9 protein-coding genes and 1 pseudogene are annotated in these 14664 nt (G+C 66.5%); 3 read left to right on the top strand and 7 right to left on the bottom strand.

What is annotated here, in order from left to right:
* Nucleotides 1-328: 328 nt before the first annotated feature.
* A complete protein-coding gene (locus RCO38_RS20100; protein ID WP_308330213.1) occupies nt 329-1600 on the top strand; it encodes an HD domain-containing phosphohydrolase in 1272 nt (423 codons plus the stop codon).
* Between the two features lie 42 nt (nt 1601-1642).
* Nucleotides 1643-3787, top strand: a complete 2145-nt coding sequence (locus RCO38_RS20105) for a PAS domain S-box protein (protein WP_308330214.1) — start codon at nt 1643-1645, stop codon at nt 3785-3787.
* 6 nt (nt 3788-3793) lie between these two features.
* Here RCO38_RS20105 and kdpE read toward each other — a convergent pair whose 3' ends face one another.
* From kdpE to kdpF, 6 genes are read right to left on the bottom strand one after another with little or no spacing between them, the layout of a single operon-like run.
* Complete coding sequence (gene kdpE, locus RCO38_RS20110) at nt 3794-4486, bottom strand: two-component system response regulator KdpE (protein WP_308330215.1); 693 nt, start codon at nt 4484-4486, stop codon at nt 3794-3796.
* A complete protein-coding gene (locus RCO38_RS20115; protein WP_308330216.1) occupies nt 4483-7191 on the bottom strand; it encodes a DUF4118 domain-containing protein in 2709 nt (902 codons plus the stop codon). The genes kdpE and RCO38_RS20115 overlap by 4 nt, the downstream gene beginning before the upstream one ends.
* Before the next feature lie 28 nt (nt 7192-7219).
* Nucleotides 7220-7840: a potassium-transporting ATPase subunit KdpC gene (gene kdpC / locus RCO38_RS20120; RefSeq protein WP_308330217.1), complete on the bottom strand. Its 621-nt coding sequence runs from the start codon at nt 7838-7840 to the stop codon at nt 7220-7222.
* Between the two features lie 19 nt (nt 7841-7859).
* Nucleotides 7860-9938 (bottom strand): potassium-transporting ATPase subunit KdpB, encoded by a 2079-nt coding sequence (kdpB, locus tag RCO38_RS20125; protein ID WP_308330218.1) that lies wholly within the window; start codon nt 9936-9938, stop codon nt 7860-7862.
* A 2-nt stretch (nt 9939-9940) separates the two neighbouring features.
* Nucleotides 9941-11716, bottom strand: a complete 1776-nt coding sequence (gene kdpA, locus RCO38_RS20130; RefSeq protein WP_308330219.1) for a potassium-transporting ATPase subunit KdpA — start codon at nt 11714-11716, stop codon at nt 9941-9943.
* Entirely contained in the window at nt 11713-11805 is a 93-nt protein-coding gene (kdpF, locus tag RCO38_RS20135; RefSeq protein WP_226465762.1) for a K(+)-transporting ATPase subunit F, read from the bottom strand. The genes kdpA and kdpF overlap by 4 nt, the downstream gene beginning before the upstream one ends.
* A 555-nt stretch (nt 11806-12360) precedes the next feature.
* Between kdpF and leuA the strand changes: the two genes are divergently transcribed.
* Nucleotides 12361-14052 (top strand): 2-isopropylmalate synthase, encoded by a 1692-nt coding sequence (leuA, locus tag RCO38_RS20140; protein ID WP_308330220.1) that lies wholly within the window; start codon nt 12361-12363, stop codon nt 14050-14052.
* Nucleotides 14053-14176: 124 nt separating this feature from the next.
* Here the strand turns inward: leuA and RCO38_RS20145 are convergent.
* A pseudogene (locus tag RCO38_RS20145) lies at nt 14177-14435 on the bottom strand (L(+)-tartrate dehydratase subunit beta); the annotation flags it as partial.
* Between the last annotated feature and the right edge of the window lie 229 nt (nt 14436-14664).

The raw sequence follows: 14664 nt of genomic DNA on the forward strand, positions 1-14664 counted from the left end.
GCCGCCAGAGCGGGACCCAACCGGGAATCTGGCAGCCCGAAACAGTGCTATTTGGCACATTGAGCGACTGAATCTGCACCACCCTTTGCCGATAAACAGGGAGCTTTCGACTTCCCTCTCTGTGAGACGCTTCGACCACCCCTCATCGGCTCCCCAATCGGCTGTGGCAGACATGAACAAAGAACCGACACCCCCGGAGCGAGCCGCCGCAAGCGACGCTGCCGGGTGGGACTCAAGCGCCAAGGCGCCTGGGTGTTCCAGGGAGGAACACAAGAACACGACCGCACCCGGCAGCGCAGTACCGAATGCGCCGCCCATCGTTCTGACGGTGGACGATGAACCTTCGATCCTGAATGCGCTCCGGCGCCTGCTGCGCCTCAACGGCATCACCACCCTGCAGGCCACCTCCGGCCGGGAGGGACTGGATCTGCTCAAGGCCCATGAGGTCGATCTGGTCATCTCCGACATGCGCATGCCGGAGATGGACGGCGCCCGCTTCCTGGAACTGGTCAAGGAACACGACCCGAGGATCATGCGCGTGCTGCTCACCGGCTACTCCGACATGGAGTCGACCATCGCAGCCATCAACCAGGGCTCGATCCACCGCTACCTGGCCAAACCCTGGGACGACCAGGAACTTCTGCTGGCGGTCAGGGACGCCCTGGGCCGTCGCCAGCTCGAACGGGAGAACGCCCGCCTGGCACGCCTGACCGAGGAACAGAACCTCCTGCTGCGCGATGCCAACGCCCAGCTGGAAAACCGGGTGGCCGCCAGAACGGCGGAACTCTCGCAGATCAACGACATGCTCGAAGCCTCGTACCAGGACCTGGACGACTCCCTCCATGCCTCCTTTCGGGTGCTTTCCAACCTGATCGACCTGCGCCACAACGAATCCGGGCATTCGAGCCGGGTGGCCGAGATGAGCCGCGAGGTCGCCAGAGAACTGGGGCTTTCGGAACGGGAAACCCGGGACATCTACCTGGCCGCCCTGGTGCACGACATCGGCAAAAACGGCTATCCCGACGCCATGCTCACCAAGGCGGTGTCCGCCTACAGCCCCAAGGAAATGCAGCGCCACCACCGCCACCCGCTGGACGGTGAAACCGCCCTGATGTCCTTCCAGCATCTTGGCGCGGTCGCACGCATCGTTCGCCAGCACCACGAACGGATCGATGGCAAAGGCTTCCCCGATGGACTGTCGGGCGCGGACATCTGCATCGGCGCCAAGATCGTGGCCGCGGCCAGCGATCTGGACCAGTTGCAACACGGCTCTCTGGGCGACCAGCGCCACGATGCGGAGAGCGCCTGCCAGCTCGTCTTCACGGGAGCAGACACGCGCTACGACCGGCGCGTGGTCGAGACGCTGATCAAGGTCTGGACCCGGATGGAGTCGGCCGCCAGGAGCGATGTGCAGATCGATGTGCGCGATCTGCAGGTCGGCACGGTGCTCGCGCGCGACCTGGTCTCCAGCACCGGTGCGGTGTTGCTGGCTGCGGGTTATGTGTTCGACGAGAAGATCGTGCGGCAGGTGACCAGCTACGCCACCCGCCAAGGGGTGCAGATGTCCCTGTGGATACGCCGGGAATCCGTGAACGCCTGAGCGACCTCGTCTTTCTCCAAAGGACCGAACGTGGACCCAGTGATGGATGATGCAGCCGCGGTGTCGCTGGCCGAAGAGATCGTGGGTGCCTTTTCGGTGCCTGTGGCCCTCGTGCGCGGGCGTCACGTCTGGATCGCCAACGACGCACTGGGCCGGCTGACCGGACGCACGCGGCGCGAACTCGCGGGCATGGCGTTCGACACCTGCCTGGACCACGAGGGCCTTTCCCGTTGGATCGACGCGCTCAACCGGTGCCTGGAAGGCAACGATCTGCCACCGGCCATCGACACCCACATCACCACGTCCTACGGCGGTCAGCGCCCGGTCGAATTGCACCTCAAGCCGATCCGGGTGGCCCAGCGCCGCTGCGTCCTGGTCACCTGTGTGGACCTGAGCGACGTCATGCACGTGCAAAGCAGTCTGCTGGGCATGGCGGAGATGTTGCGCCAGACCATCGACGGGGCGTCCGTGGCGTCGTTCGTCATCGACCAGAACCACCGCGTCACGCACTGGAACACCGCCTGCGAGAAGATGACCGGCGTGCACCGGACCAAGGTGCTGGGAACGACCGATGGCTGGCGCGCCTTCTACACCAGCGAACGCCCGCTGCTGGCCGACCTCGTGGTCGACCAGGCCAGCGAGGATGCGTTCAAAGTCCTGTACGGCGATCAGATGCAACGCTCCGCGGTGATCGCCGGAGGAATCGAGGTGGAGGGTTTCTTTCCTCACTTCGGCAACGGGGGCATGTGGCTGTTCTTCACCGCGGCGCCGCTGCGCAACACCCAGGGCGAAATCATTGGCGCGATTGAAACCCTGCAGGACGTGACCGCCCGACGCAATTCGGAAGACGAGCTGCGCCGCCACCGTGAGGAACTCGAAGAGCGGGTGCGCCAGCGATCGGCCGAACTGGCCGCCTCGGCCAGGGAGCTGGAGCTGTTCGTGTCCAACTCTCCCATCGCCGTGGCGTGCACGGTCGAAGGCGTGATCCGGAAGGCCAACCCGGCCATGGGCGCCATGTTCGGTTACCGCAGCGCGGACATGCTGGGCATGCTCGGCCAGGACTTCTACCGGACCGAAGACGAGTACAGGGCCTTCGGGGCAATCGCAGGTCCGCTGCTTTCGCTGGGTCTTCCCGTGCACACAGAGATGTGGATGCGGCACAAGACAGGAAAAAACATCTGGGTCCAGGTCGACGCGCACGTGACCGACCCCGACGATCCCTCCCGCGGCACCTGGTGGATGATGCAGGACCGCTCGGAGATCCTCCACGCACAAGGCCAGCTTCAGCACCGGATCGAGGAACTCAACGAGACCAACCACAAGCTTGAGGAGGCGCAGAACCAGCTGCTGCAGCAGGACAAGCTGGCCTCCATCGGGCAACTGGCCGCCGGCGTGGCGCACGAAATCAACAACCCGATCGGATTCGTCAACTCCAACGTCAACACACTGAAGAGCTACACCCAAAGCCTCCTGGCCGCCGAGGCCGCCCTGGACGAAGCGGTCAGGCAACACGGGCACGAGCCGCTGACACAGACCGTCGGGCAAATCCTGAAGCAACACGAGATCGAGTTTCTGCGCGAGGACGTACCGGTCCTGCTCGACGAGTGCATGGATGGTCTGGAACGCGTCAAGCGGATCGTTCAGGACCTCAAGGACTTCTCACGCGTCGATCATTCGGAGTGGCAGGAGGCCGACCTCAACCGAGGACTGGAGTCCACCCTCAACGTGGTGCGCAACGAAGTGAAGTACAAGGCCGAGGTGGTCCGGCGGCTGGGCGACATCCCGCTGGTGCATTGCCTGGCGGCACAGCTCAACCAGGTCTTCATGAACCTGATCGTCAACGCGGCCCACGCCATCCCGGAAAAAGGCACGATCACCATCGCAACCGGCGTCGATGGTCCCTGGGTCTGGGTGCAGATCGAGGACAACGGCTGCGGCATGCCGCCGGACGTCAAGCGCCGCATCTTCGAGCCCTTCTTCACCACCAAGGCCGTCGGCAAAGGCACCGGCCTGGGCCTGTCGATGTCGTTCTCCATCGTGCAGAAGCACCGGGGGTTGATCGAGGTCCGAACGGCACCCGGGGTGGGCACCGCGTTCCGGGTCTGGCTGCCCGTCGCCGGGCCGGAGAGCTGCAACGAGGGCGCCACGCCGCCGGAGTGGACATGGTCTCCTCCTGGCACCAAATAGTCACATTCAGCATTTGAAGCGGTAGCCGATCCCTGTTTCGGTGATCAGGTGCCTGGGCATCGACGGCTGGTCCTCGACCTTCTTGCGCAGGTTGGCCATGTGGACGCGCACGTAGTGCATGTCTTCCTGGTGCCCGGGCCCCCACACGGCCTTGAGCAGTTGGGCGTGTGTGATCACGCGGTCGGGCTGCGAGGCCAGGTGCGTCAGCAGCTTGTATTCGATGGGGGTGAGGTGCAGCGTCTCGCCCGCGCGCTCCACCACGCGGCGCACGAGGTCGATGCGGATGTCGCCGAACGCGATCAGCGGCTCGCCGGCCGGCGTCCGCTGCTGGTGGCGGCGCAGCTGGGCGCGCACGCGCGCGCTGAGTTCGCCGGAGCCGAACGGCTTCACCAGGTAGTCGTCGGCGCCGGCGTCGAGGGCCGCAATCTTGTTTCCTTCGGCGCTGCGGGCCGAGAGCACGATCACCGGGATGGCGGACCATTGCCGCAGCTCGCGGATGAGCTCCACGCCGTCGCCGTCTGGCAGTCCCAGATCAAGTACCACCAGGTCGGGACGCCGCGTGCCGGCCTCGATCAGGCCCCGCTGACAGGTCTCGGCCTCATGCACCGTGTGGCCCTCGGCCTCCAGGGTGAGTCGCACGAAACGGCGGATCTGGGCATCGTCTTCGACGATGAGAATCTGGCTGCCGGGTGGGTTCATGGTGCGTGAAGTTCGTCTTCGGAAGCGGCCGTTCCCAGGTCGGACGGCGGCGTGCCGCAAGGCAGGGTGATGTCGAAACGGGCGCCTTGCACGACACCTTCCGCCTCGCGGTTGTACCCCTCGATCGTGCCACCGTGGGCCTCCACGATGGCGCGACAGATCGCCAGCCCCAGACCCACCCCCGGGGTGGCGCTTTCCCGCTGGCCGCGTTCGAACTTCTCGAAGACCCGTTCTTCGCGGCCCCTTGGCAATCCGGGTCCGTGGTCGTCCAGCGTGAGCACCACGGAGTCGCTGCGAACGCGGGCCGCGATGTGGATGGCGCTGACGGCCGGGGTGTACTTGCCGGCATTCTCCAGCAGGTTCACCAGCACGCGCTCGATCAGCACGGCGTCCAGGTGCAGCAGCGGCAACCCGTCTGACAGGTCCACGCGGATGTCGCGCCCGGCCAGCAGGCCGCCGCAGGCGGCCAGTGCACTGCCCACCACCTCTTCCAACGGCTGCCATGCGAGGTTGAGCCGTACGGCACCGGCCTGCAGGCGGGCCATGTCCAGCAGGTTGTTCACCAGCGCGCTCATGCGCCGGGCAGACTGCCGCATGGCACTGGTCACCTCGCGCTGCGCCTCGCTCAGGCCGGGTGGCGTGAGCTCCAGCGCATCGGCCAACCCGACCATGGACGTCAATGGCGTGCGCAGATCGTGCGAGATCGCAGAGAGCAGCGAGTTGCGCAGGCGTTCGGATTCGATCTGCACCGTGCTGCTCTGCGCCACATCGATGTAGTGGATGCGTTCCAGCGAAATCGCCAGCAGCGAGGCGCAGGTCTGCAGCAGGCGGCGCTGTTCCAGTCCCCAGGGGCGCGGTCCCGGTGGCTCGATCACGAGCACGCCGCGCACGCGCATCGGAGCCTTCAGCGGCAGAACCAGGCAGGTGCTGGCGGGCAGGGAATCGGTGCCGCGCCCGGCCTCCTCGCCCCGGTCGAAGGCCCATTGGGCCACGGCGGTGTCCACTGGTGCGGTGGCGCCTTCCACCGTCTGCAATCGGTCCTGTTCGTCGGCCACGAGCAGGGCTGAACGCGCGCCGAACTCTCCGGTGAGAAAGCGCGCTCCGATCTCGGCCACCTGCGAGGTCATCAACGCGGCGGAAAGGTCACGCGACATGTCGTACAGACTGCGCACACGGTGTTCGCGCTGGGTGGCCGCTTCGGCCTGCTGCTTCAGGCCCGCAGTGAGCTGGCCCACCACCAGCGCCACCACCAACATGACGGCGAAGGTGACCAGGTATTGCACGTCGCTCACAGCAAAAGTGAAGCGAGGCGGCACGAAGAAAAAGTCGAACAGGCCCACGCCCAGGAAAGCGGCCAGCACCGCCGGTCCCCGGCCAAACACCAGGCCCACCCCCACCACGGTCAGCAAGAACAGCATGACGATGTTGCTGAGTTCCAGCACGCGCAGCAACGGCGTCGCCAGAAAGGCGGTGGCGCCGCAGACGGTGGCGGCCCACAGGTAGCCGCGCCAGTGCCCCTCTGCGTGCTCCTCGGGCGCCGTGGAGGGCCGACGTTCGGCGTTGGCGGGCTGCCCCACCTGCACCAGATCGAGGTCGTCGGCCTGAGCGCCGATGCGATCCGCCACGCTGCGCGGCCAGGGCCACCGGCGCGCGCGGCGCCCGAGCACCAGCCGGACCAGGTTGTGTTCGCGCGCATAGCGCACCAGGGCCGTGGCGGCGTCAGGTGACGAGAGCGTGGCGGTGGTCGCACCCAGCGACTCAGCGAGTCGCAACGTGCGCTGCGCGGCCTCGCCCAGAGGGCGCCCCGGTGTTTCCACATGCACCGCGTGCCAGGGCACATCGATCTGGGCCGCCATGCGTGCGGTGCTGCGCACCACCTTTTCGCCCCGGACGCCCGGACCCACGGCGGCCAGCAGGGCCTCGCGGTTGGGCCACACCGGTTTGTCCGCACTGCCCTGGCGGTAGGCGCGCATCTCGCCGTCCACCCGGTCGGCGGTGCGGCGCAGCGCCAGCTCGCGCAGCGCCAGCAGGTTGCCCTTGCGGAAGAAGTGGGCGGCCGCCCGTTCGGCGCGGTTGTCGCCGTCGCGAGGCAGGTAGACCTTGCCGGCCTTCAGGCGTTCCAGCAGTTCGTCCGGCGGCAGATCGACCACCACCACCTCGTCGGCTTCGTCAAACAGGCGGTCGGGTACGGTCTCCCAGACGCGGATGCCTGTGATGCCGCTGACGATGTCGTTCAGGCTCTCCAGGTGCTGCACGTTCATCGTCGACCAGACGTCGATGCCGGCGGCCAGCAGCTCTTCGGCGTCCTGCCAGCGCTTGGGGTGGCGTGAGCCAGCCACATTGCTGTGAGCCAGCTCGTCGAGCAGCACCAGCGCCTGCTCGTGTTGTGCACCGAAGGCGAGCGCCGCGTCGAGGTCGAATTCGTGCAGCTGGTGGCCCCGGTAGGCCACGGACCGAAGCGGCAGGCGCGGCATATCGCGCGCCAGCGCTTCGGTGTCGGGCCGGCTGTGTGTTTCGACCACGCCGATGGTCACCGGCGTGCCTTGCGCGTGGGCCGTGCGGGCGGCGGCCAGCATGGCGTAGGTTTTGCCCACGCCGGCCGAGGCACCAAAAAAAATCTTGAGGCAACCGCGTCGCGCACGCGCTTCCTCCTGCTGCACCCGGGCAAGCAGGGTGTCTGGGTCGGGGCGGGCAGGCTCGGTCATGGGCACGGCCATTGTCGCCCGGCACCGCTCAGGGCCTGGCCTGGGCGTCCAGCGCCAGGTTCAGTGCCAGCACGTTCACGCGCGCTTCCCCCATGAAACCGAGCCACGCGCCCTCGGTGTGCTGGTCCACCAGGGCGTTCACCTGCTCGGCCGGGAGGCCACGCACGCGCGCCACCCGCGCCACCTGGTAACGCGCCGCGGCCAGACTGATGTGGGGGTCCAGGCCGCTGGCGGAGGCGGTGACCAGGTCCACCGGCACCGGCGCGGTGTTGGCGGGGTCGGCCGCTCGCAGCGCACCAATGCGCGCCTGCACCGCTTCGGCCAGCGCCGGGTGGCCGGGGCCTAAATTGGAGCCGCCAGACGCCGCGGCGTTGTAGGCCATGGGAGCGGTCGCCGAGGGACGGCTCCACAAGTGGCCGGGCTGGGAGAACGGCTGGCCGATGAGTTTGGAACCGACCGTCTGGCCGTCGCGCTGGATCAGGCTGCCGTTGGCCTGGTGCGGAAATGCCGCCTGCGCCACGCCGGTGACCAGCAACGGGTACAGCAGGCCGGTGAGCAGGCTCAGCACGACGAACAGCACCAGGGCCGGACGCAGCAACGGGCTCTTGTCGTCGGGCTCAGGGGCGGTGGTTTGAATCGGGTGGTTCATGGCATTACCTCGGAAAGGTTCAAGCGAAGCCGGCGGCGGAAATCAGCAGGTCGATCACCTTGATGCCGATGAAGGGCACGACCACACCGCCCAGGCCGTAGATGGCCAGGTTGCGGCGCAGCAGCGCGGCGGCGCTGACGGCGCGGTAGGCCACTCCCTTGAGTGCCAGCGGAATCAGGAACACGATGATCAGCGCGTTGAAGATCACCGCCGACAGGATGGCCGAGTTCGGGCTGGCCAGCTGCATCACATTCAGCGCGGACAGCTGCGGGTAGGTGGCGACGAAGGCCGCCGGCACGATGGCGAAGTACTTGGCCAGGTCGTTGGCAATGCTGAAGGTGGTGAGCGCGCCGCGCGTCATCAGCATCTGCTTGCCGGTCTCGACGATCTCGATCAGCTTGGTCGGGTTGCTGTCCAGATCGACCATGTTGCCGGCCTCCTTGGCGGCCTGCGTGCCGGTGTTCATGGCCACTGCCACGTCGGCCTGGGCCAGCGCGGGCGCGTCGTTGGTGCCGTCTCCCGTCATGGCCACCAGCCGGCCCTGTGCCTGGTGCTCGCGGATCAGCCTGAGCTTGGCCTCGGGCGTGGCCTCGGCGAGGAAGTCGTCCACGCCCGCCTCGGCGGCGATGGCCGCCGCCGTCAGGCGGTTGTCGCCCGTCACCATCACGGTCTGGATGCCCATGCGGCGCAGTTCCGCAAAACGTTCCTTGATGCCACCCTTGACGATGTCCTTCAGTTCGACCACGCCCAGCACCCGGGTGCCGTCGGCCACCACCAGCGGCGTGCTGCCGCGGCGCGCCACGTCGTCCACGGCGGTCTGCAGTGCCGCGGGGAAGTTGCCGCCCATCGCCTCGACATGGCGGCGGATCGAATCGGTCGCGCCCTTGCGCACGGCGCGCCCCTTGCCGTCCGGCCCCTGCAGATCGACACCGCTCATGCGGGTCTGCGCCGTGAAATGAACGAACGTGGCGCCGAGCGCGGCCACATCGCGTTCGCGCAGGTTGAACTTCTGCTTGGCCAGCACCACGATGCTGCGACCCTCGGGCGTTTCGTCGGCCAGCGAGGCGAGTTGTGCGGCGTCGGCGAGCTCCGCCTCTTTCACGCCCGGCGCCGGGATGAAGGCGCTGGCCTGGCGGTTGCCGAGCGTGATGGTGCCGGTCTTGTCCAGCAGCAACACATCCACGTCCCCGGCGGCCTCCACTGCGCGGCCCGAGGTGGCGATCACGTTGGCCTGCATCAGCCGGCTCATGCCCGCCACGCCAATGGCGCTGAGCAGGCCGGCAATCGTGGTGGGGATCAGGCAGACCAGCAGGGCAACCAGCACCACCAGGCTCACCGGCTGGCCAGCCCCGCTGGCCGCCACGCCAAAGGTGGAGAACGGCAGCAGCGTGACCACCACACCGAGGAACACGATGGTCAGCGCCACCAGCAGGATGGTCAGCGCAATCTCGTTGGGCGTCTTCTGGCGTTTGGCGTTTTCCACCATGGCGATCATGCGGTCCACGAAGGTCTCGCCCGGGTTCACCGTGACGCGCACGACGACCCAGTCCGACAGCACGCGCGTGCCACCGGTCACGGCACTGAAGTCGCCACCCGATTCACGGATCACCGGGGCCGACTCGCCGGTGATGGCGCTCTCGTCCACCGAGGCCACGCCGTCGATCACCTCGCCGTCGGCGGGCACGTTGTCGCCGGCTTCGATCAGCACCAGATCGCCCCTGCGCAGGTGGTCGGCCTCCAGCGGATGCCAGTGCATGGCGGTGCGCGGCGTGCCGCGCGCGTGGCCTGCTTCAAGCTTCTTGGCCCAGGTCTGCTTCTTGAGGCCCCGCAGGCTGGCGGCCTGGGCCTTGCTCCGGCCTTCGGCCATGGCTTCGGCGAAGTTGGCGAACAGCACCGTGAACCACAACCACAGTGCCACCGCGGTGGTGAAGCCCTCGGGCCGGGCGATGGCCAGTGCGGTGGTGAAGGCGCTGCCCACATAGACCACGAACATCACCGGGTTGCGGCGCTGCACGCGGGGATCGAGCTTGCGCAGCGCGTCGAACAGGGCCGGACGCATCAGCGCGGGGTCAAAGAGGGAAAGTGTCTGGCGACTCATGTTTATCTCCCGGCCCACAGCATCAGGTGCTCGGCCACCGGGCCCAGCGCCAGCGCAGGCACATAGTTCAACAGGCCGACCAGCAACACCGTGCCGATCAGCAGGGCCACGAACAGCGGACCGTGGGTGGGCAGGGTGCCGTCGGTGGCGGTGGCGCGCTGCTTGGCTGCGAGCGAGCCAGCCATGGCCAGCACCGGCACGATCACGCCGAAGCGGCCGAACACCATCGCCAGGCCCAGCAGCACGTTGTAGAACGGCGTGTTGGCCGACAGGCCGGCGAAGGCGCTGCCGTTGTTGTTGGCCGCCGAAGACAGCGCGTACAGCACCTCGCTGAATCCGTGCGCGCCCGGGTTCAGGATGCCGGCGCGACCGGCGTCGGTCGTCACCGCCACGGCCGTGCCCACGAGCACCAGCAAGGGCGTGGTCAGGATGGCGATGGACACCATCTTCATTTCGTGCGCCTCGATCTTCTTGCCCAGGTAGGCCGGCGTGCGCCCGATCATCAGGCCGGCGATGAACACCGCCATGATGGCAAACACCAGCATGCCGTAGAGCCCCGCGCCGACCCCGCCGAACACCACCTCGCCCAGCTGCATCAGCACCATCGGCACCATGCCGCCCAGCGGCGTGAAGCTGTCGTGCATGGCGATCACGGCGCCGCAGCTCGCGGCGGTGGTGATCACCGCGAACAGGCTGGACGCATTGATGCCGAAGCGCACCTCCTTGCCTTCCATGTTGCCGCCGGCCTGCAGGGCACTGGCGGCCTGGTCGGCACCGAGCGTGGCCAGCACCGGGTTGCCTTGCTGCTCGAAGTGCGTGGCGGCGACCACGAAGCCGATGAACAGCACCGTCATTGCGACAAGCACCGCCCGCCCCTGGCGCGGGTCACCCACCATGCGGCCGAACACGAAACACAGTGCAGCAGGAATCAGGAAGATGCTGAGCATCTGCACGAAGTTGGACAGCGGCGTGGGATTCTCGAACGGGTGCGCCGAGTTGGCGTTGAAGAAACCACCGCCGTTGGTGCCCAGCATCTTGACGGCCAGCTGCGAGGCCACCGGCCCCATGGCCAGGGTCTGCGTGGAGCTGCTGTGCGCTTCGGTCTGCGCGGGTGGTCCTTCGGTCGTCGGGGTGCTGGTTTCCCAGCTCACGGTCTCCAGGGTCTTCACCTCAGTGTAGGGAGAGAGGTTCTGGACCACCCCCTGGCCGGCAAAGAACAGCGCCAGCACCAGCGACAGCGGCAGCAACACCCACAGCGTGATCCGCGTGAGGTCCACCCACACGTTGCCGATGGCCTGGGCCGAGTGGCGAGAGAAGCCGCGCACCACAGCGATCACCACCACGATGCCGGTGGCGGCCGAAAGAAAGTTCTGCACCGCCAGGCCGAGCATCTGCGTCAGGTAGCTCATGGTGGTCTCGCCGCCATAGCCCTGCCAGTTGGTGTTGCTCATGAAGCTGATGGCGGTGTTGAAGGCCGAGTCGGCCGTGACGGCACCCATGGCCTGCGGGTTCAGTGGCAGCACATGTTGCAGACGCTGCAGCCCATACACCGCCAGCAGGCCCAGCGCGTTGAACAACAGCAGGCCCAGCGTGTAACGCAGCCAGCCTGATTCGCGCTCGGGCCGCACACCGGCCAGGCGCCAAAGTGGCGCCTCGATGCGCCGACCGAGAGCGAAGCGACCCGCCATCACGGCATCGATCGCGCGCGCCAGTGGCCAGGCCAATGCGAACAGCAAGGCGAGAAAGACGGCGAGTTGCAGCCATGCCAGGGTGTTCATGAAAAGTCCTCCGGCCGCAGCAGCACGGCCACCAGGTAGATCAGAAGGCCGCCCGCGAGCAGTGCGGCCAGCAAGGTCCAGCCATTCATGGGCGCCCCCCACCGGCGGGTTGCAGGAGCCGGCAAACCAGTGCCAGCCCCCAGATGGCGAGACCGCATGCGGCGGCCAGACCGAGGTAGATGAAGTCCATGGAGTTCTCCGTTCAAGACATGCCGCCGATGCTAGGTAGCGGTGCGTCAAGACAGGGGAAAGACTCGTTGTGCGGATATCAAGAACGCATCAAGAACGCGCTGCGATGTACCTGTCCCGGCCGGACTGCGTGCACTGAAGCCCTTCGACTCCTGGCACCGCGCGGCCCGCTGGGCGGGCGCACCAATCTTCCCAAACAGGCTATAGTGCGCTGCTATGCAACGCACGCGCGCCCTCTCCCTATCGCTAAGCCTAGTGCTTGGCCGGGGTCTGCCTGCGTTCGCCTCCCGTGCCTGACACCGTCAGCGCACCACCGACTTCCCCCTGACCCCGGCCCACGAACCAGCCTTCGCTTGATGCGAAGGGCTGCAGGGGTTGTCGTCTCCTTTGTGTTTTGACACCGGCCTGAGCCAAGCCATTTCTTGCGGCACAGGCCAAAGTTCGTGGAGCCCCTCATGATTTCAAACCCTTCGACCAAATACCGTGCCTTCCCGCCGGTTTCCCTCAACGACCGCACCTGGCCTGGCCGCATCATCACCCAGGCACCGCGCTGGCTCTCGACCGACCTGCGCGATGGCAACCAGGCCCTGTTCGAGCCCATGAACGGTGAACGCAAGATGCGTCTGTTCATGGAACTGGTGCGGATCGGATTCAAGGAGATCGAGGTCGGGTTCCCCGCGGCATCGCAGACCGACTTCGATTTCGTCAGAAAGCTCATCGACGAGCGGCTCGTGCCCGACGACGTCACGCTGATGGTGATGACCCAGTCGCGCGAGGACTTGATCGCCCGAACAGTCGAGTCGCTGAAGGGGGCGCCCCGTGCCATCGTGCATGTCTACAACGCCACTGCCCCGGCCTGGCGCCGCATCGTCTTCGGCATGAGCGTTCCACAGGTGATGGATCTGATCTCGCACCACGTGGGCTACCTGAAGACGCTCACGGACGAGCACCCGGAAACCCAGTGGACCCTGCAGTACTCGCCGGAGACCTTCAGCTCGACCGAGCTGGAGGTCTCGCTCCAGGCCTGCCAGACAGCGATCTCGGCATGGCGTGTCGGTCCTGACCGGCCCATCATCATCAACCTGCCCACCACCGTCGAAAACGCCACACCCAACGTCTTTGCCGACCAGATCGAGTGGATGCACCGGCACCTGGTGCCGCGCGAACACATCGTCCTGTCGGTGCATCCCCACAACGACCGGGGAACCGGTGTCGCCGCTGCGGAGTTCGCCGTCATGGCAGGCGCGGACCGCGTGGAGGGTTGCCTGTTTGGCAACGGCGAGCGCTGCGGCAACGTGGACATCGTGACCCTGGCGCTGAACCTCTACACCCAGGGCGTCCACCCGGGGCTGGATTTCTCTGACATCAACTCGATTGCCCGGGTGGCAGAAGAATGCACCTCGATCCCGGTGCATCCCCGGCACCCCTATGCGGGTGACCTGGTGTTCACCGCGTTTTCCGGCTCGCACCAGGACGCCATCAAGAAGGGGTTTGCGGCTCAAGCCCCGTCCGGTATCTGGGAGGTGCCGTACCTTCCGATTGATCCCGCCGACCTGGGCAGAACCTACGACAGTGTGATCCGGGTCAACAGCCAGTCCGGCAAGGGTGGCATCGCGTTCCTGCTCGAGCGGGAACACGGCGTGGTCATGCCCCGCAGGATGCAGGTCGAGTTCAGCGCCGTCGTCCAGCGCCAGACCGACGAGAGTGAAACCGAAGCGACAGCCGATGAACTCTGGCGGCTGTTCCAGTCGACCTACGCAACGGCGCAAGACCACCAGGCGGACGTCCGGTACGTCGCACACAAACTCGATGACAGCGGACAGGGCATTGAACTGGAGGTCATCGTCGATGGTGTTCGGCAGCACCTGCGCGGGCATGGCAACGGGCCGATTGCGGCCACCGTGGATGCGTTGGGGCTTCCGATCAGGCTGGACACCTACGAGGAACGAGCCACGGGACATGGCGCCAATGCGCAGGCGCTGGCGATCATCGAGGCCGCACTTGAAGGCGTTCCCGGATCCACCTTCGGCATCGGTCTGAGCCACAACATCCTGACGGCATCGGTCATGGCGGTGATCAGCGTGGCCAACCGCCTGACCGCCAGCAGGCAGCGCCAGGAGAAGTCCCACATCGAATTTTCCGCCTGACCGATGGATTCAGGGGGGCGGGCAGCACGCCAGCGAGCAGCTGCTCGCCCCTTGCGCGACTCTTTCGCGATGTGGCACAGGCCGGTGGTGCAGCGATGGCCGGCTGTGGGGGCCAAGTGTCAATTCACTTGATGAAGCGCACCTGCTGGTTGATGCGCTCCAGAATGGGCTTCTTCTTTTCGTTGAAGACCGCCTTGTTCTCCTCGATCAGGTTCCTGCCCTTGGTGTCGATGGAGATGATCAGCGGGCCGAACTCCCTGACCCGGTTGACCCACAGGGTCTCGGGCATGCCCAGGCTTCACACCAGTCTGTTCGATGAAGGCCTTTTCGAATTTCTCCATGCGCATGCTGGTGGTCGGTCCGATGGAGACCATCTCGTATTCAACCGATCGGCCAGGGAAGGCGGGTTGAATGAGCGGTTGAGGCATTCGCGGACATGCAAGGGTCACGAAGCCGGAACAGCGCTGCCAGGGGCCTTCATCCGCCAGACCGACCAGCAGGCGTCAGCCATTTCTGCATCTTGGCTTGACCAGCTTGCTGGTCCGCGTGATAGCTGGAGCGCACCATGGCGCCCACGGCGGCGTGGGTGAAGCCCATCTCGTAGGCCTTTTC

Source organism: Hydrogenophaga pseudoflava, from assembly GCF_031020795.1.
Taxonomy (GTDB): domain Bacteria; phylum Pseudomonadota; class Gammaproteobacteria; order Burkholderiales; family Burkholderiaceae_C; genus Hydrogenophaga; species Hydrogenophaga pseudoflava_A.

Excerpts from the sequence above, each read along its gene's own strand:
- RCO38_RS20105 (WP_308330214.1), top strand. The coding sequence starts at position 1,643 with ATGGATGATGCAGCCGCGGTGTCGCTGGCCGAAGAGATCGTGGGTGCC.
- kdpE (WP_308330215.1), bottom strand. The coding sequence starts at position 4,486 with ATGAACCCACCCGGCAGCCAGATTCTCATCGTCGAAGACGATGCCCAG.
- RCO38_RS20115 (WP_308330216.1), bottom strand. The coding sequence starts at position 7,191 with ATGACCGAGCCTGCCCGCCCCGACCCAGACACCCTGCTTGCCCGGGTG.
- kdpC (WP_308330217.1), bottom strand. The coding sequence starts at position 7,840 with ATGAACCACCCGATTCAAACCACCGCCCCTGAGCCCGACGACAAGAGC.
- kdpB (WP_308330218.1), bottom strand. The coding sequence starts at position 9,938 with ATGAGTCGCCAGACACTTTCCCTCTTTGACCCCGCGCTGATGCGTCCG.
- kdpA (WP_308330219.1), bottom strand. The coding sequence starts at position 11,716 with ATGAACACCCTGGCATGGCTGCAACTCGCCGTCTTTCTCGCCTTGCTG.
- kdpF (WP_226465762.1), bottom strand. The coding sequence starts at position 11,805 with ATGAATGGCTGGACCTTGCTGGCCGCACTGCTCGCGGGCGGCCTTCTG.
- leuA (WP_308330220.1), top strand. The coding sequence starts at position 12,361 with ATGATTTCAAACCCTTCGACCAAATACCGTGCCTTCCCGCCGGTTTCC.